This window comes from Fodinisporobacter ferrooxydans (assembly GCF_022818495.1).
GTDB classification, from domain to species: Bacteria; Bacillota; Bacilli; order Tumebacillales; family MYW30-H2; genus Fodinisporobacter; species Fodinisporobacter ferrooxydans.
Genome location: NZ_CP089291.1, coordinates 2,946,564 through 2,964,198 on the forward strand (window position 1 = coordinate 2,946,564; position 17,635 = coordinate 2,964,198).

The following is a 17,635-nucleotide window of genomic DNA, read 5'->3' on the forward strand; positions in this document are numbered from 1 at the left end:
TCTTCTTTTCTTTACATGCGTTCAGTGCTAAAATATTCGAGAAAAGACCTTTACAAGCGAAAAATTTTCTCTTAAAAATAAATATTTTTTATAGAATCATACACATATTGCAAAACTATACACCCAATTCACCTTCTCTTCAAGTGCGTGTTCAAAAAGTGGTCAAGCAATCCGCCGTGGAGTTTTGACTACTTTTTGAACATCCTCTTCAAGTGATAAGGAGCACAGGGTATGAACAAATTACGGTTCATTACAGGATTTGTTGTAGTTGTATCGTTTTTCTTTCTTATTTACGGAATATATACTATCATTTACTACCATATGAATGAACAGTCGCTTCCAGTTGCAGCAACAGCTTCCATTATTATGATCTCAGGCATTTCCCTTATTTTGTTTGATATCAGCAGAGAACAAGAATACAATCTGCATCCCATAAATCGAGAGATTGGACAGCGTGTTCTGATACTGCGAAAAACAAGAGGACTTTCATTGCAGGAACTTTCCAATCGATCTTCGATTTCCCGGCAGACGATTTATCGATTGGAACGGGGGAAGCATAGCATAACCGACTATGAACTCGTCAATCTCGCATATGCACTCGAAATTTCCACACTATATCTTTTAGAAGGAAAAGAAGAACGGGATGTATAGGGATCGTTTTGTGAAAAAGGTGAGTCGATGAACGATAGAATAAAAGTGCTGCTAACTACAGAAGGAACCTATCCGTTCTATCAGGGTGGAGTTAGTACATGGTGCGATTTGTTGGTAAAAGAGCTCGATGCAGTCGATTATACCATTTATACAGTCTTGGCCAATCCCTTTGTAACCCAAAAATTCAAATTGCCGAAACAATCTGAACTTTTAAAAATGCCATTGTGGGGAACAGAAGAGCCGAGTGAACATATCCCGGTTCCCTTTTCTGAAATATATCTGGCGAAAAAGCGTACGACAGACCCAGTCATTCGACAGATGTTTTTGCCGTTATTTAAAGAATTGATACTGGAAATTATCTCGGAAGAAAACCACCCGCAATATTTTGGACAGATCTTGAGTTCTTTGCATTTGTTTTTTCAGGAATATGAATATAAAGAAGCATTTAAATCGGAATTGACATGGAATACGTTCAAAGAAATCATTTTAGATGCCGTTGCCAGTCAAAAATATCGCTTAACGCAACCGGATGTTTACGGGTTGATTCAAACACTGAGTTGGGTATATCGCTTTTTGAATATTATTAATACGCCGATTCCCAAAACCCATGTCACACATGCATCAGCGGCCGCTTTTTGCGGGATTCCCTGTGTCATTGCCAAGATGCAAAACCAGACTCCGTATTTGCTGACAGAACATGGTGTGTATTTGCGTGAACAGTATATCTCATTGACAAAAAGCGGATATTCTTCGTATATGAATACGTTTTTGCTTCGCTTTGTTCAATCTGTCGTGAATTTGAATTATGCATTTGCGGATCAGGTTTCTCCGGTCTGTGCATACAATTCCCGTTGGGAAAAGCGTTTTGGCGTGCCGATGAAACGTGTAAAGGTGATTTATAACGGCATCGACCATCAATTATTTTCCGATGTTCAGAGGAAACCCAATTCCGATCGAACCGTTGTTATGGTTGCACGGATTGACCCGATTAAAGATATTCTGACATTTATTCGCGCTGCAGCACATGTAAGACAACAAATGCCGGATGTCAAGTTTATCATTTTTGGAAGTGTTTCCGTACCCGCATATTATACCCAATGCCTGGATTTAAGAGATAAACTGCAACTAAACGAACAACTGATTTTTGCCGGACATACAGATACGGTCGCAGGTGCGTATCAGCGAGGCGATATAGTTGTCCTGTCAAGTATATCGGAAGCTTTTCCTTATTCTGTAGTAGAAGCCATGATGTCGGCAAGGCCGGTTGTAGCGACAGATGTAGGCGGGATTCGGGAAGCATTAGGGGATACGGGAATTTTAGTGCGCCCCAGGGATCCGGAAGGTTTGGCAGCAGGAATGACGAAATTGCTGCAAAACGCTGAATTGCGTTCTCTTATGGGGAACGAAGCGAGAGAGCGGGCACTTAACTTATTTACATTAGATAAAGTACTTGAATTGCATTTGAAAAGCTATATTCAGCTAGCTGTGAAAGCGGAAGAGAAAGTCGTTTCGTTTCGCAAATCGAATCAAAATGAAATGCAAGCGGGTCTTCAGAAGCTTTATATGGAAAAAGGCTATGCCCTTTCTGCAAATGGCTTCTATAAAGAAGCGATTGGCGAATTTCAAAATGCGATACAAGTCAATCCGAAATCTTCCAGCGTTCCTATACTTCTATCCGAGTTGGCGAAAGTTTATAATCGGTTAGGGGATTATAATCGTTCGTTTCAGGAACTGGAGAAGCTTCAAGCTTTTATTGATAATATCGACTCGATCAACATTGCCTGATAAAACATCCATTCCTATAATTATAGAGATTCAAAATATAGAGATTCAAAATATAGAGATTCAAAATATAGAGATTCAAAATATAGAGATTCAAAATATAGAGATTCAAAATATAGAGATTCAAAATATTGCGGGGGGTTGAAGGATGGGATTTAAACGTCAACTATGGGGATTCGACCAAGAAAGTGTAAAAGAGACTATACAATCCATCCAGTTACAATATGAACATGAAAAACAAATGTTACTAGAAGAACTAGATTCATTGGCAAATGATAATGTGTGTCTAGAAGCGGAATTGGCGCGCCTGACGAGCTATACAAATCCGGATTCTTCTTTTCATACAGCGATTTCTGAACAACTATGGGAAGAATATGTAAAACAAACACGGGAAATTTTTAAAAAAATTTCTGAATGCAAGCAAATAGAAAAAGAATATGCGGAAATCGAGAAATCGGACATGTCTTACAGAGAGTCCTTAATGACACAGTTAGAGCATAAACTAAATGGAATGGAAACATTTCTTGACTCCTTCAAAAGGGAGGCGGAACGTGAAAAGTAAACAAATGAAGCGACGTTTGTTTGGTTATAGTACCAGACAAGTCAATCACCATATCCGCAGATTTAAACAACTGCAAGCGTTTGAACTTGAAGATTTGCAACAAAAAATCCAAGCAGCAAAAAACAAAAATCAGGAATTGCGAAAACAGATCGGGGATCTTCAGGCGCAAATGCACCAACGTACCATGCTGCAAGAACTTGCAGAATTATTACACCAACGATGCAATGAAACGATTTTGGCCATTCGCAGCCAAGGAGAGTTGGAAAAATCAGAAATCGAGAATGCCATACAAATCAAAAAAATTGAACATGAAAATAATATGAAAAAAATGGAACAACAGACCAACTACTATAATGGCTTCCTGCAATCATTTTTGCAAGAATTTTTTCATTCGATTGGGAACATTATGAATCGTGAAGTTTCTGATGTTTTAAAGGTACAATTAAAAGAAATTGCTGCAACAATTTCCTATGATCAATTGGAATTAAATGAAAAATTATTAGGCGAAGATATCGTACTTGAAGAAGATGATCCTGTTTTCCATTCCACAAATGTCATTCGATTCAAACTTCAGTCCTTAAAAGATTTACAAAATGCTCAACAATTGGAAAAACAAAATTCAGTCGTCTGTATCGACCCGGATCATGATGAAATGGTCTTATCTGAGGAACCGATGGATGAAGAAACAACCGACAGTCATGACGAACTGCCGGAAGTAAAGCACTCGCAATTTTGGGGAGATATTCAAGCATATATCCAGGATACCTCCAGCAAGACTTCAGTTTCTGCAAACGTTGAAACGAACATAAGCAATGTTGCAGAAAAATTGCAAATAGCGGAACAACCGAGTATAACAACCGATTCAGGCGGTTGGGAGCAACCGCAAATGGATCCATTGCCAATCGACGATACATTTGACAAGAAAGAGATTCAATCGGATGCCAAAGAATCGACAAAAGAGAGCCATGCTTTATCGGAAGAAATCGAAGCCGTAAGAAATCGTTATATTGTTGGGAAGTTGTCGGGAATCGACCTCTATGATACGAATGGGCAGTTAATTATCGGTAAAAATCAATCCATTACCAAAGAAGTAGTGAGTCAGGCAGATCGAGCTGGGAAACTTGCGGATTTAATTGTCCATATGTTGCTGCCGGGTATGAGGGATTCCAATGACAAAGACTAATATTGTTTCTTTTTCCTATTATCATGATCAAAAAAACAAGCTGCAAGAGTTGGCTGATGAAATTACGCATAGTTCGAAATATCTGGAAGATCGCTATCAAATTGCAGCGCTTTTGGAATCGATGGGCTGGACGGATGATCTGGCATATAAAACATTTGGGGTAGAAGATGTTTTTGCATTGGCGGCGGAAGTTTGGGAATTGATTCAGCAAAGAGTTGCCGTATCCCCGTATTCGCCGCAAGAAAAAGGACAAGCATGGCATATGTTTCTGGAATTGTTGAAAAGTTTTTTAAGAGGGATGATCTTTGCTTTACCTATGTCGATTTCCGTGCTCGCTATGATTACATTAAAATTTTCGCTTTGGTCCTACGAATATTTCACATTGGAATTGGCAACAAGTATCGCCATCGGTACGATTTTAAGTTTCATTACGGTGGGCGGTTTTACGCAAGCGATAGCCAGGCGCGGTTTTTTCTATTTATACCAAGGCTACTATAACATGGGCAGGCAAATTACATTCTTTTTCATTCGTTGGGGGTATATTTTTTGTATCGCCATGTGTTGTTTTATCTATTTGTTTAATTTTGTGTTTAATATATACCCGCAAAACATGTTTGTTTATATTGCACTCTATTTTTTCTTTTTAAACTCGATTTGGTTATCTGTTACGGTCATGTATATATTGCGCAGGGAATTGACATTTACAGGATTGATCATTGCAGGGATTGGACTCGTGTATATTTTGAAAACTTGGGTTGGATTGGATATCATTCGATCCCAACTTTTCGCTATTTTCCTCGTATCCGGTATTGGAATGGCATTATCGCTCTATTATTTTAAACACGAGGAAAAGAAGGGGGAGCGAGGAATTGCCCCAAAGCTCCCAAGAGTCTCGTATACCGTATATGCAGTTCTACCGTATTTCGCTTATGGTTTTCTTTATTTCCTGTTTTTGTATATTGATCGAGTGGTTGCATGGTCGACAAATCAAGAATATATGCCGTATTTTATCTGGTTTCGCGGAGATTATGAATTAGGGCTCGACTATGCTTTATTGGTCCTGATTATTCCTCTTGGTTTCAGCGAGGTTTTGCTTAACAAATTTATGTTGGACATCGAAGTGTTTCAAAAGCGTTTTTGGGCTTTTGAAACAGATAAAATGAATCAAACATTTTTAACAAAATATTATCGAATTCTATTTGTGATTATCACTATATCAGTAGTAAGCGCAATAGTAACAATATTCTTCCTGCTATACCTCAATCAAAGATATTACGAGGTAGCGGGAAAATATCTAATAACTGGCCATGTAACATATTTTACACTTTTTGTGTCTTGTATTGGATATGTAATTTTGGCAATTGGACTCATGAATGCAGTGATTCTCTTTGCTTTGTCGCAACCGCATTTCATTAATCGTGTACTTATTTTAGCGATTCTTGCCAATATGGGCATTGGATTTGTACTGAGTCGCTGGGTTCATTATAGTTGGGCTGTGTTTGGATTGTTGGCAGGTTCTATACTGTTTTCGGTTCTTTCCACAAAACAAGTAAGAAATATTATCGTAAAACTCGACTATTATTTATACGCTGCTTCGTAGCAAAAGGGGGGGTAGCAGCGAATTGCTTTCATCCTATTCTTCATTGCAAAATCAACTGTACCATTCGAGCCATTTTGCTTTTGCGCTTTTAGTATTGATGGTCATTGTTCCGCGATTTATTTTTACGCAAACAAGCAGTGATCGATTGGAACAATTTTTTTCAAACTTTTTACGCATCATATTATTGTATATCATTATCGGGTATGTTTTGGTTCTTACCAAATTATTCGAAGTGTTATCGATTTTTGTGACGCTGGCATTGATTGCTTCGAGCAGATATTTGCGACCGTCATCCACAGCAGAGCGAGAGCGTATCTTTCAAAACATTGCCGTGAATTTCTATAATTTCCTAGATGCTGGTTTTTTCTTGCGGGATAATTGGAAAAAGTGGAGAAAAATGAATGTTATGAATGAAACGTTCAAAATAACGAGAGCAAATATGCACACGAAACTTGTTCTGCCAATCGTAATTCTATTTGTATTCGCATGCTCTGCATATTTGCGTTTTTACGATTCATGGATGTATGCAGCACCGGGGATGGCTGACGGATATGTGACATTGGCATGGATGAAGTATATTGACGCAAGAATTTTGTTTCATGATGGCATCTATCCGCAAGGTTATGATATTGTCTTGTCCTATTTGCATAAATTTGCGGCAATCGATGCTTTGTATGTTTTAAAATATGCCGGTCCACTCAATGGGATTTTGACAATGCTTGGCTTTTATTTTGTTTTTTCAAGACTATTCAAGAATTCGATTGCAGGTATCATTGCGATTGCTGTTTATGGGTTGGCGGGCGCAGGTCTATTTGGGGATGACTGGATGCGCCAGGCTTCCACGAACTCGCAAGAATTTGCATTTGTATTCATTTTCCCGACATTATATTTTTCTTTACGCTATGCAGTTGAGAACAGAAGATCCGATTTGATCAATGTTTTTGCGGGCTGGACAATCATTGGCCTTGTTCATTCCATCGGGTATGCATTTGTGAGTCTTGGAATTGGTCTTATCATGCTGCTTATTGTTTTGACTCAGGCAAATAACGGTTGGAAAACATGTTTGCACCTTGCCGGTGCCGGCGGAATCAGCCTTGTAATCTCGCTTTTGCCTTTAATCATTGGCCTTTTGATGCACAAAGAATTACATCAGTCTTCGGAAAAGTTTTTGTTGGGTGAAGTGAATGTTTCGCCTCCCCACTTGCATATTTGGGACATGATCGGATTAAGCGCACTGTTTCTCATTCTCGCATGTTCGGTTGTATGTAAAAAAACAAAAACGGAACAACTCTATGATCGATTTGCTATTTTGTTTGGCATCCTCATATTTTTGTTGTATGAATTTGGTCCGTCGATCACTCATAGCGAGGTACTGGAAGCACGTTCACGGAGTTTATGGGTTTTGACGATACTTTTTGTGATTGGCGTCGGCTGGAAAAGTTTCTGGTATCTAACAGAAAAATTGCCATATCAAAAATGGATACAGTTGTTGGTCAGTGTCGGTTTGATCTGTCTTCTGATTCAATCATCCCGGTTTCAACCGATCATTCCATACAAAATGGAATGGGAAAGCGGGGTTGAGCAATATTTGCGAATTGCTTCGCTGCATCCCAATAAAACATGGGTGATATTCTCTCACAATGAAGGATATGATTTGGCATTGGGCAAGGGCTATCAGCAATTTATTGAAACGCTTTTGAAAGACTACGACCCTTCACAACCAGGACTTACTCGCTTTGGCCAAATGAAGCGGGATCGCAACATTCCAAACAATATCTATATCTACGAAGAGAAGAATGTATTTCAAGTGAGCAAGCACAATTCCATATATCCCGTTCTGGAAAAAGAATACAAGAAGCGGGAGCAGGAAATGGCACAATTGAAAAAATGGATTCACACATATGAAACGCATAATAAAGATTTGCAAACGTTTTACGATGATCCGAATTTACGCATCTATTCGATTCATGTCCCAGAGACGAAACAGGAGCGACAACGGAAAATATGGGGCCATTGACAAATTTTCAAAAGATAAAGGAGGTGAAACCGATTGATAAATGCATTGACAGTTGATGTCGAGGACTGGTATCAAACAAGTGACTTTCATTTTCCGATTGCAAACTGGCACCGATACGAAGACCGTGTTGTTGAAAATACGAGAGTTTTGTTGGAATTATTTTCGTTCTATCGGGTGAAAGGGACATTTTTTACGCTTGGATGCATAGCGGAGCGACATCCGGATCTTGTAGAAAAAATTGCGGCGGATGGCCATGAAATAGGTTCACATGGGGGCTGGCATCAAATGTTGCACGAGATGTCATTCGAACAAATCCGTGAAGATTTGTTTCAATCAAAAAAAATCCTGGAACAAATCAGCGGAAAGCCTGTTCATATGTTTCGTGCGCCGTCTTGGTCGATGTCTCCACAGCGCTATCAAGTGTTACAGGTGCTTGAGGAATTAGGTTACCTGTATGACTCCAGCATGCAGCCGTTTCGAACTCCATTATCGGGAATTAAAGGGATTCCCATACACCCGTTTCACCCCGTATTGGATGGAGAAGCATTGCATCTCGTTGAATTTCCGCCGACCGTTTTGAACATTGGTTGTATGAATATTCCTTTTTCCGGAGGGTTTTATTTGCGGGCATTGCCTGGGAAATTTGTTGAATGGGCGTTAAAACGTGTCAATGAAGAAAGGTCGGGAATGATCTATGTACATCCCTGGGAGATTGACATGGATCAACCCCGTTTGGAAGCATCACCAATCATCCGGTTTGTGCATTATTACAATTTGGAAACGATGAAAAACAAATTGGAGCGGTTATTGCAAGTATTTACATTTTCCCCTTTAGGCGAGGTTATAAGAAATCATCATTCATTCCCGAAGGTGCCGCTGTATTCGAATGGCAATCGATAGGAAGTTGTGATTCACATATGTATGAAAGAAAAATAAAATTCAAAAAAATTCTTTTTTCAAAACACGTAGGTGAACTGACGCTAATCAACGCATTATTGGCCATTGTCGCATTTTTAAAAGATATGGTGTTTGCAGCGTATTATGGCACATCCAGTACTGCAGATCTTTTCACGATCGCGTTTTTTCTGCCGGATACCATCGGCAATAATGTAGTAGGTTCTGCCCTTGTAGTTGCATGTGTCCCGATTTTTTCAACTCTTGCAGCAAGCGGCCACTCGTTTCGATTGGAAAACTTGATTCGAAAAATCCTGCTGCAAAGCGTTGTTGTAAGTGCAACCATTTCTTTTATAATTATCTTGTTCAGACACAGGATCTATCATTGGTTGGGGAGTGAAATACCCGCCTCATCTGCTGCCATGTTGCAATCTTTCGTTTTGCTATTGTTGCCAACATTGACGATTTTTTCGCTCGTAGCGATTTTTACCGCTATTTTGCAAGCGAAAGAAGAATTTTACGCACCTGCATGTGCGCCCGTACTATTTAATGGAATTTTCTTGATTGTGGTACTGGTATTAGTCATTGTCAAAATCAGTCGGGAAACAGGAGGAATCGTAACTGCCGCTGGAGTGCTCGTTGCAGCGCTGGCCATGTTGTTTCTGCTTCTCTATCGTATTTACTTTTATGATAGAAGAAAAAGAAATGGGCTTTTATTACAACGTGTAAATGGTAGACAAAAAAGGATAGATGGCGCAGAATGTAACCAAATGGAAGGGAATCGGCAGAAGGAAATTTCAATGCGCTCGCGGAATGATATCAATTCCATCTATCAAGTATTTGTGCCGTATGTTTTGATCCTGCTTAGCATGCAAGCCGTATATGGCGTGGAGCGGCATATCGCTGCCACTATGCCTGCAGGGACAATTGCAGCATTGCAGTATGCGTTTCGGATTTCCCAGTTTCCGAATTGGGTGTTTGTTTCAGCGATTACAACCATTCTCTTGCCTAAACTGGCGAAAGCACAAGTTGCAAGGGATGAAAAGGAATTTCGCAACATTTTTTATAAAGGAATACGGGAATTGGCAGTCATTGCAGTACCGATTTCCTTAGGAATTTTTTTGTTTCGAAAACCGATATTGGAACTATTATTTGAACACGGCGCATTCAACGATTCATCTTTACTGGCAACATCCGCCGTATTGAAAGGATATTCCTTATCCATTCTTGGACAATCCATTTCTGCACTGCTGTTGCGCTTTTTTATTGCGATTCGACAAATGATGATACCAACGGGAATTTTTATTTTTACATCATGCATCAATATATATTTTGATTTTCATTGGAAAAGTTACTTCAAAACCGCTACTTTTGGATATGGAGCGGCAACAGCATCCTTCATTAATGTCATATGTATGTGGATGTACTTTATGTATCTGGAAAAGAAAAACCAATCGATTTTGCATGGGCAGGTGAGTGGATGAAACCGTTCTTGCTTTTAATCCCCGCTTATAATGAAGAATTAAATATCGGAAATGTGCTGGAAGACATCCTTGCAACAAAGCTCCCTGTCGACATCGTAGTAGTAAATGATGGTTCAACGGATCATACGGAGGAGACGGCAGGTATGTTCCCTGTTACTGTTTTGACGCATCCCTGCAATCTTGGATATGGAGCTGCACTGCAAACAGGATATTTGTATGCGGTCAAGAACAAGTATTCCTATGTCATCCAATTTGATGCGGACGGTCAGCATAATCCCGGAGATGTGTCAATTCTGATGGAGGAACTTGACAAAGGAACGGTTGATATCGTAATGGGTTCTCGTTATATGGAAGGCGCAACATCTTTTCCCAGCAGTCCTTTTAAAAAAGCAGCCGTATACTTTTTTCGGCAATTAATTTATTCGTTAACAAAAAAAGAAATCTTGGATCCTACTTCCGGACTTCGCGGCATGTCTCGGCCAGTGGTCCAGTATCTGGCAAGTTTTGAACATTTTCCAAGTGATTTTCCGGATGCGGATCTTTTAATTCAAATACTCTTGAAAAATTTTAAAATCAAGGAAGTTCCTGTCCATATGCGGGAACGGGCAGCAGGAACGAGTATGCATAAGGGACTCCGACCGATTTTCTATATGGTTAAGGTCTTGTTAAGTTTGCTTGTCTTTCTGATCCGTTATAAAGTAAGTAAGCGGGTGAGCATTTATGAATAGTGTTTTAAAAGTGTTCATATTTTGTTGTGGAATTCTATTTTCCTTGTCTATCGTTTCTTTGTTGTTAAAAAAACGAATTAATGAACGGAATTCCATTGCGTGGTTGTTGGCAGCGATTTGCATATTGGTGTTTGCAGCGAATCCGGAAATTTTAAATGAATTGGCTGAAAAGTTTGGAATCAGCTATCCGCCATCTTTGTTGTACCTGTTTTCCAATATGACTTTATTACTTTTAGTACTATACCAATCGACCCAAATTTCTATTCTGAATGAAAAACTAAAAAATCTTACACAATATGTGGCTCTCTTGAAACCTGCCAGAGAAAGCCGGAATATAAACAATGAACAGTCCTAATCATGTGACGGATTGCTATTTCCTGATAGCAGCAGAAAGGGGGACATCATGACTGTTTTTTCAAATTGGGCCGCAAACGCAATACATCTGGAGTGGATGATTTCTGCCGTTCTCGCGTGTCTTTTCCTTCTTCTTCTCATTCTCGTAATACAATATTTGCATGGCAGAACCTACAAATTGCAGTTGCAACAAACGCTATTTCTGCTGAAGCAATTTCAACCGGCTGCCGGAATCGAAAATTATTTGCAAACTCTTCTTGAAGAAAGCAGGAAAATTATTGAAACACCCGTTTCGGCTTTTTACATGTTTGATGACAAAAATGATCACTTTGTTCTAAAAGCGGTTCGCAATCAAACAAGTGCACAAGGACAGGTCGGGCCTTCATACAGCGGTTTGATACCCTATGCGAAAGAAGTGTATCAACCACCTTTACGATTGCCGAAAGATGCGCTAACCAAACAACTTTCATTTATTAAAGACGGCGAAGTGCCATTAGTATCCATACCCATAAAAGGAGGAGCAGGTCTGGTACGCTTGGGGCCCATTTCCAAACTTTCCCGTTCCAAGCGATTGAAGCTTGAGTATTTATATACCACTACTTCCGAATTGCTTTCCGTTCTGGTAGAAACAGAGAATTTAAAAACTCAAACCGAGATTGTGTCAACATCCGGAAACGCACTGCATTTCATTTCAACAATGGCTCTCAATACACAAGCATTGATTTTGAAAACATTCAGCATGACGAGGAGCACATTGAATCTGGCTGGCGGATTCATCCTGTCAAAACAAGAAAATCGCCTGTCGATCATGGAAACAACAAGACTTCCGGTTGAATTGGAGCGGAAACTGAGAAAAAATCCGCAATTTTTGGTGAAACTTTGGAATACGGCCCAACACGTGGAACCGATTCAAATTCACCGGAATCATCCCCAATATGGGGAAATGGCACTGGAGCTAATGGCGAATGAGACAAGCACATGGTTGCTTGTGAAGATGTATGCAAAAGAAGTGCAAGTGCTGTTTGCCTTTTTGAATCAAGAACGGAACCCAGGGGATTTGGATGATCATCAGAAAATCACAGCGATACGGTCAATGGCATATGGCATTCCTTTTATGATAAAAAATCAAATCCAATTGCAATCGAATACACAGTTTTATATTTCATTAATGAAACGATTGATGCAAACGATTGATAATCTGAATCCTTATACAGTTGGCTATTCGGACATGATGAGCCGCTTCTCCATCGTGATTGCGCAAGAATTGGGAATCCCTGCAAAGGAGATTGAAACGATTGCATTAGCGGCGTATCTAAGCAATATCGGTGTGATTGGATTATCGGAAGAACTGTATTTAAAAGACGGAACCTATAATGAAGAAGAGTATGAAATCATGAAACTGCACGCAGAAGTCGGGGCGAATGTGGTCGAGATGATGACAGGAGATACAACGGTTGCGAATCTGATCCGCTATCATCACGAGCGGATGGATGGCAACGGGTATCCATTCGGGATATCCGGTGAACAGATTCCGATCGGTTCCCGAATCATTGCAGTTGTCCAAACGTTTTTGGCGAAAATTAACGGGAGGAGATATAGAGCTCCGTTATCCTTTGAACGGTCTTTGGCTCTTTTGCAAGCAGCTGCGGGAACCCAACTGGATCCGAAAGTAGTCGATGCTTTCATTCATTGGTTCCAAAGCAAAGGATCCCATCCCCACGCGGCAAACCGTTCACTTGGCCCCTGTTGGGAGATGTGCTGTGTTCCATCCGCCATCTGTTCGACATGTCCTGCGTTTCAACAAACGACAAAAAATTGTTGGGAATTCCCGAATAACAATTGTGAAGCACATGGCAAATCCTGTGAAACCTGTTTTGTCAAAAGTGAAGTTGCCTCACGCTATGCAACACCGATAGAAAAAGCGAATTAATCCAGAGTATTGTAGCCGCTTGAAGCAACAAGATGAATAAATCCCAAGCTTCGAGCGGTCTTTTTATGAATCGGCCGGTTTTCTTCAGAAACGCAAAAAATCTGTATGCCCTGTTTTTGTAGATTCTTCATGCGAGTCAATTGATATATCACCCATTCATCCGCGATCTGTTTTCCGTTCCAATCTTCCCATAAAATCCCATGCAAAAACGATCCTACTTCATCGAGTTGATCAAATCCCCGGTTTTGGATCAGCAGCAGATTGGGGAATGTTCGGATCATTTCGGTTAAGAATTCTTTATAAGCAAGCCCCATTTCTTGGCGCACATTGTGTTCCATGACGGAGTGATCGATATCATCAACCGTGTCGAGAAAAATACCGCTCAGATGTTTACTGGCGATTTGCTGGTGAATCTCTTCTATTAAAATTTTGCGATAGTTTTCACTGCGCAAATCCATCAAATAAGATCCCCATTGTGGGAAAAAACGAGGAGCTCCATGCTCTAAAAAATAGTCATTTTTTTTCACGGAATTTCTGCGCATTTCATTCCAATGGGGTGTTTGCATGATGGATACATAACCAAACAGGAACGGCTGCTCCGGTTTGGCCTGCCGCAGCTCATGAACTTGTGTTTTGCTGATCTGCCGGGGTTCAAGGATGATTAAATCATATGCGGTCAATTTGGTGAGAATGGTCTGCTCAATAGCATGATAATAGATGATGAAACTGTTTACATTTCCAAGAGGCCCCTTGTTTTTTTTCGGTAAGAGATGATGGAAAATGTTTCGATACACGTGGTTTGCCCCTTAATACGGATGTATTTTAATTGTTGATTGATTCAATAGACCTGAAAAAGTGTCGCAGCGAATGACCATTTTGGCAATGTATAAAATACAAAGGGTCTATATCATGAATACAACATGCATGGGAAGCTCGTCAAGAATTGAAAATCAATAGAAAATATAAACTCCCTTCATTATTCCGAAAAATAATGTATACTATAACTTATAGTTATTATCATGAGCGGGAGTGATTGAGTATGAATTTGCGGGGGCACTTGGGACGCATGATCCTGGCGCTTCTTATCGCGCTTGGTTTGGCTTTTTTGTTTATGCCGCTGCTATCTGTCTTTGTTTCTATGTCGCCTGGGCAGTTGCTGATAGATTTGAATACTGCCGCATCCTATCAGGCTTTGCAATTAAGTATGGAGACAACGGTTGTCACCTTATTCCTTACCGTTTTACTGGGTACGCCGATTGCGTATTGGCTCTCAAAATCACAGTTTCGCGGGCGGAATCTGTTGCGCGTGGCTGTGCAAATGCCGATTGTAAGTCCGCCTGCTGTCGCCGGTGTCGGTTTGCTGCTCGTATTCGGCCGCATGGGGCTGCTTGGCCATACGCTTACAATCCTTGGTCTTTCCCTTTCGTTTAATACAGCAGCGGTTGTGCTGGCGCAAGTGTTTATCAGCATTCCATTTTACATCAGTGCCGGCATGCAGGCATTTGAGGCGATCAATGACCAACTCGTCGCCGTTTCCCGAACACTGGGCGTGTCCAAATGGAATACATTCTGCCGGGTCACGCTGCCGATCGCTTCACCGGGGCTGTTGTCTGGTGTGGCACTCAGTTGGGGCAGGGCTCTGGGGGAGTTCGGCGCGACCATGATGTTTGCCGGAAACCTGCCAGGCAAGACTCAGACCCTGCCGCTTGCCATCTATACTGCCATGCAATCCAACATGAACGCGGCAATTGCCATGTCAGCGCTCTTGCTCATCGTTTCATTCGTATTGTTGCTGTCGGTATTCCTGATCGGCAGAACGCAGCAGTCCAATCGAATCATGCGAAAAGAGGTGAGGCAGAACGATGCTGTCCTGCAAATTAAAAAAACAGTTGCGTGATTTTACGCTCGACATTCAGATCGAACTGCAAAGAAAAACCCTTGTTCTGATCGGACACTCAGGCTGTGGAAAGACCACCACATTGCAGATGTTGGCAGGTCTCGCAAATCCGGAACAAGGGTACATAAAGCTGGATGGCGCGGTGCTGTTTGAAAACGGAACAAATGTGAATATACCGGTGGAAAGGCGAAAGATCGGTTATGTGTTTCAGAACTATGCATTGTTTCCGCACCTGAGTGTAGCAGATAACATTGCTTACGGGATTCAATATCTGCCACAGGCGGAGCAAGCAGCAAGGGTAAACGAGATGCTGGAGCTGATGCAGCTGACTCCACTTGCGGATGAAAAGCCCGGAGTGTTGTCAGGCGGTCAAGAGCAGCGGGTGGCATTGGCCCGTGCACTTGTGACACGCCCGCAACTGTTGCTGTTGGATGAGCCGCTTTCTGCCCTGGATGTATCGACACGGGGGCATGTACGTACAGAACTGAAAAGTTTGCTTGACACGTTGTCCATCCCCTGTATCGTTGTGACACATGACTATGAGGATGCTCGTGTGCTGGGGGATGAGATTGCCGTTATGGATCGGGGATTGGTCGTCCAGAAAGGGATGCCGCAAGACATCAACCGCATGCCTGCCAATCGCTTTGTCGCCCAATTTACCGGCACAAATCTGGTCACGGAAGGAAGTGGCGCCATCGATCGTGGAGTAGAACGGCTCCGGCAGATTTCATTTGATCCTTGGCATGTCACGATCTCCCGGACATTGCGAAACTCTCAATATGAGTGGTCTGGCAAAATCGACGATAAGGCGGTTCTTGGCGGATTTATTCGCTTTTCCATCAATGGTGGTGTGCCATTGATTGCCGATTTGACAATCGATGAAGGACAAGTGATGGACTATCAAATCGGCGATGAGGTATTTGTCCAAGTCGACGAGGCGAATATCCGCCGCTATGTCGTTGATTTGCCCCGTGAAATTGCCGCAGCAGAAATAAGACATACGCAAAAGAGCGAAAAATCGTTCCGGCAAAAGAAAGGGAGCAGGGCGGATGCTGCGGGAAACCTATCGCCCATGCTTTGGCGGCCAAAGTCAAAATGGCGCTGGTTTGGCACACCGATTGTTGCTGTCTTCGGGATGATCTTGGCTGCAGGTACGATTTCCGGTTTTCAAATGTATCGCTCGTCACATCAAGCAACTGGATCGAATGTGGCAAAAGCTGTGAATGGCAAGAATCAGAAACTGACGGCGTTCGTCGCTGCAAACGCGACAGATCCATTTAATACCTTGATTCAGATGTTTGCGAAACAACACCCCGGCATTTCCGTGCAGCCGAGCTATGCAGGTACGCAAGTGCTGCAGACACAATTGGAACAGGGAGCGCCTGACGATATCTTTCTGTCGGCGAATCGGTCACATGCGGATGAACTTGTCAAAGAAGGCCTTGTCAAACAATTTTACCCCGTTTCGCGGGATCATGAAGTAATCGTCGTGCCAAAAGCCAACCCGGCAGGCATTCATTCCTTGCAAGATCTTGGAACGAAGCCGCTCAAACTGATTATCGGCGTTCCAAGTGTACCGATTGGCCAATACACGCGGCAGATCTTTAAGAACGGAAATGAAACATACGGTGCCGGATTTTCTGCGGCGGCGATGGGACATGTGGTTTCGATGGAGACAAATGTAAAACAGATTTTGGAGAAAGTAGCGTTAGGGGAAGGAGATGCAGGCATCGTGTATGTGACTGACGTAACACCGGAATTTACAAGTCGGCTGCGCATCATTTCGATTCCCAAGCCATACAACGTGATTGCAACGAACTATGTGGGTATACCAAAAAACTCGCAATACCCACAGTTGGCAAAGGATTTCCTGGCTTTGATGCGTTCGCCGGAGGGTCAAGGGGTCTTCCGCCAATTCGGATATGATCCGCTTTCGTCAGGAGGTTCTGCAAAATGACAGCCGATCAGCCAAATGGACAGCGCGTCATGCTTATCGATCTCGATAGCTGCAGTGGTTGCCACGCCTGTCAGGTCGCTTGCAAAGCAGAGCATCGGGCACCTTTGGGACAGTTTCGGACACGCGTGCAGGTCGTGGAGCATGGGCAATTTCCCGCTGTGAATCGGCGATTTGTGCCGACACTGTGCCAGCATTGCGAGGATGCGCCGTGTATTCCTGCCTGCCCGGTTGAAGCTATCGAGCGGATGGAGGACGGAATCGTCAGAATTCAGGAGGAAATCTGTATTGGCAGCGGGGATTGTGTATCCGCCTGTCCGTATGGTGCCATCTATTTTGATGACCAGGATGGGCAAGCACATAAATGTGATTTTTGCCAGGATCGACTCGCAGATGGGGATGACCCTGCCTGTGTGGCTACATGTCCGACAGATGCATTGCATTTTGGCTTTGACACGAGTCCCGAGATTCAGGCAAAACTGGCAGCGGGCGAATATGCCGGACAGTGGGAACTCAATGGGACGCGGCCGCACATCTGGTATAAAGGATTGGATGAAAAAACTGCCGCGAAATTGCAGCGGACAAATGCAGGGAGATGA

15 protein-coding genes are annotated in these 17,635 nt (G+C 42.1%); 14 read left to right on the forward strand and 1 reads right to left on the reverse strand.

The features are described from left to right. Positions 1-231 precede the first annotated feature (231 nt). The 11 genes from LSG31_RS14015 (at position 232) to LSG31_RS14065 (ending at position 13,185) form a co-directional block, all read left to right on the forward strand. A complete protein-coding gene (locus LSG31_RS14015; RefSeq protein ID WP_347435712.1) occupies positions 232-651 on the forward strand; it encodes a helix-turn-helix domain-containing protein in 420 nt (139 codons plus the stop codon). A 27-nt stretch (positions 652-678) separates the two neighbouring features. Next, complete coding sequence (gene pelF / locus LSG31_RS14020) at positions 679-2,436, forward strand: GT4 family glycosyltransferase PelF (RefSeq protein WP_347435713.1); 1,758 nt, start codon at positions 679-681, stop codon at positions 2,434-2,436. Positions 2,437-2,581: 145 nt separating this feature from the next. Next, the gene (locus tag LSG31_RS14025; RefSeq protein WP_347435714.1) at positions 2,582-2,995 is read left to right on the forward strand and encodes a hypothetical protein; all 414 of its coding nucleotides are present in this window, start codon (positions 2,582-2,584) and stop codon (positions 2,993-2,995) included. Beyond that, positions 2,985-4,178 carry a hypothetical protein gene (locus LSG31_RS14030; protein WP_347435715.1) on the forward strand — a complete coding sequence of 398 codons (1,194 nt, stop codon included), beginning with the start codon at positions 2,985-2,987 and terminating at the stop codon, positions 4,176-4,178. The genes LSG31_RS14025 and LSG31_RS14030 overlap by 11 nt, the downstream gene beginning before the upstream one ends. Next, positions 4,165-5,778: a hypothetical protein gene (locus LSG31_RS14035; RefSeq protein WP_347435716.1), complete on the forward strand. Its 1,614-nt coding sequence runs from the start codon at positions 4,165-4,167 to the stop codon at positions 5,776-5,778. The genes LSG31_RS14030 and LSG31_RS14035 overlap by 14 nt, the downstream gene beginning before the upstream one ends. 22 nt (positions 5,779-5,800) lie before the next feature. After that, a complete protein-coding gene (locus LSG31_RS14040) occupies positions 5,801-7,795 on the forward strand; it encodes a hypothetical protein (RefSeq protein WP_347435717.1) in 1,995 nt (664 codons plus the stop codon). A gap of 33 nt (positions 7,796-7,828) precedes the next feature. Next, a complete protein-coding gene (locus LSG31_RS14045) occupies positions 7,829-8,695 on the forward strand; it encodes a DUF3473 domain-containing protein (protein ID WP_347435718.1) in 867 nt (288 codons plus the stop codon). Positions 8,696-8,712: 17 nt separating this feature from the next. Further along, positions 8,713-10,173: a lipid II flippase MurJ gene (locus LSG31_RS14050; protein ID WP_347435719.1), complete on the forward strand. Its 1,461-nt coding sequence runs from the start codon at positions 8,713-8,715 to the stop codon at positions 10,171-10,173. Next, positions 10,170-10,901 (forward strand): glycosyltransferase family 2 protein, encoded by a 732-nt coding sequence (locus LSG31_RS14055; protein ID WP_347435720.1) that lies wholly within the window; start codon positions 10,170-10,172, stop codon positions 10,899-10,901. The genes LSG31_RS14050 and LSG31_RS14055 overlap by 4 nt, the downstream gene beginning before the upstream one ends. Continuing rightward, positions 10,894-11,256, forward strand: coding sequence for a DUF2304 domain-containing protein (locus LSG31_RS14060; RefSeq protein ID WP_347435721.1), 363 nt, complete (start codon positions 10,894-10,896; stop codon positions 11,254-11,256). The genes LSG31_RS14055 and LSG31_RS14060 overlap by 8 nt, the downstream gene beginning before the upstream one ends. Before the next feature lie 48 nt (positions 11,257-11,304). Continuing rightward, complete coding sequence (locus LSG31_RS14065; RefSeq protein WP_347435722.1) at positions 11,305-13,185, forward strand: HD-GYP domain-containing protein; 1,881 nt, start codon at positions 11,305-11,307, stop codon at positions 13,183-13,185. Here the strand turns inward: LSG31_RS14065 and LSG31_RS14070 are convergent. After that, the gene (locus tag LSG31_RS14070; protein WP_347435723.1) at positions 13,182-13,979 is read right to left on the reverse strand and encodes a glycoside hydrolase family 191 protein; all 798 of its coding nucleotides are present in this window, start codon (positions 13,977-13,979) and stop codon (positions 13,182-13,184) included. The two genes, LSG31_RS14065 and LSG31_RS14070, sit on opposite strands and share 4 nt — an antisense overlap. A 245-nt stretch (positions 13,980-14,224) precedes the next feature. On the opposite strand from LSG31_RS14070, the gene LSG31_RS14075 reads away from it, so the two are divergent. The 3 genes from LSG31_RS14075 to LSG31_RS14085 are packed head-to-tail and all read left to right on the forward strand — an operon-like array spanning position 14,225 to position 17,635. Next, entirely contained in the window at positions 14,225-15,082 is an 858-nt protein-coding gene (locus tag LSG31_RS14075) for an ABC transporter permease (RefSeq protein WP_347435724.1), read from the forward strand. Further along, entirely contained in the window at positions 15,048-17,039 is a 1,992-nt protein-coding gene (gene modA, locus LSG31_RS14080; protein WP_347435725.1) for a molybdate ABC transporter substrate-binding protein, read from the forward strand. The genes LSG31_RS14075 and modA overlap by 35 nt, the downstream gene beginning before the upstream one ends. Next, positions 17,036-17,635: a 4Fe-4S dicluster domain-containing protein gene (locus LSG31_RS14085; RefSeq protein ID WP_347435726.1), complete on the forward strand. Its 600-nt coding sequence runs from the start codon at positions 17,036-17,038 to the stop codon at positions 17,633-17,635. Before modA ends, LSG31_RS14085 begins: the two co-directional genes overlap by 4 nt.

Coding starts and splice junctions, on each gene's coding strand:
- LSG31_RS14015 (WP_347435712.1), top strand. CDS start 232: ATGAACAAATTACGGTTCATTACAGGATTTGTTGTAGTTGTATCGTTT.
- pelF (WP_347435713.1), top strand. CDS start 679: ATGAACGATAGAATAAAAGTGCTGCTAACTACAGAAGGAACCTATCCG.
- LSG31_RS14025 (WP_347435714.1), top strand. CDS start 2,582: ATGGGATTTAAACGTCAACTATGGGGATTCGACCAAGAAAGTGTAAAA.
- LSG31_RS14035 (WP_347435716.1), top strand. CDS start 4,165: ATGACAAAGACTAATATTGTTTCTTTTTCCTATTATCATGATCAAAAA.
- LSG31_RS14050 (WP_347435719.1), top strand. CDS start 8,713: ATGTATGAAAGAAAAATAAAATTCAAAAAAATTCTTTTTTCAAAACAC.
- LSG31_RS14055 (WP_347435720.1), top strand. CDS start 10,170: ATGAAACCGTTCTTGCTTTTAATCCCCGCTTATAATGAAGAATTAAAT.
- LSG31_RS14060 (WP_347435721.1), top strand. CDS start 10,894: ATGAATAGTGTTTTAAAAGTGTTCATATTTTGTTGTGGAATTCTATTT.
- LSG31_RS14065 (WP_347435722.1), top strand. CDS start 11,305: ATGACTGTTTTTTCAAATTGGGCCGCAAACGCAATACATCTGGAGTGG.
- LSG31_RS14075 (WP_347435724.1), top strand. CDS start 14,225: ATGAATTTGCGGGGGCACTTGGGACGCATGATCCTGGCGCTTCTTATC.
- modA (WP_347435725.1), top strand. CDS start 15,048: ATGCTGTCCTGCAAATTAAAAAAACAGTTGCGTGATTTTACGCTCGAC.
- LSG31_RS14085 (WP_347435726.1), top strand. CDS start 17,036: ATGACAGCCGATCAGCCAAATGGACAGCGCGTCATGCTTATCGATCTC.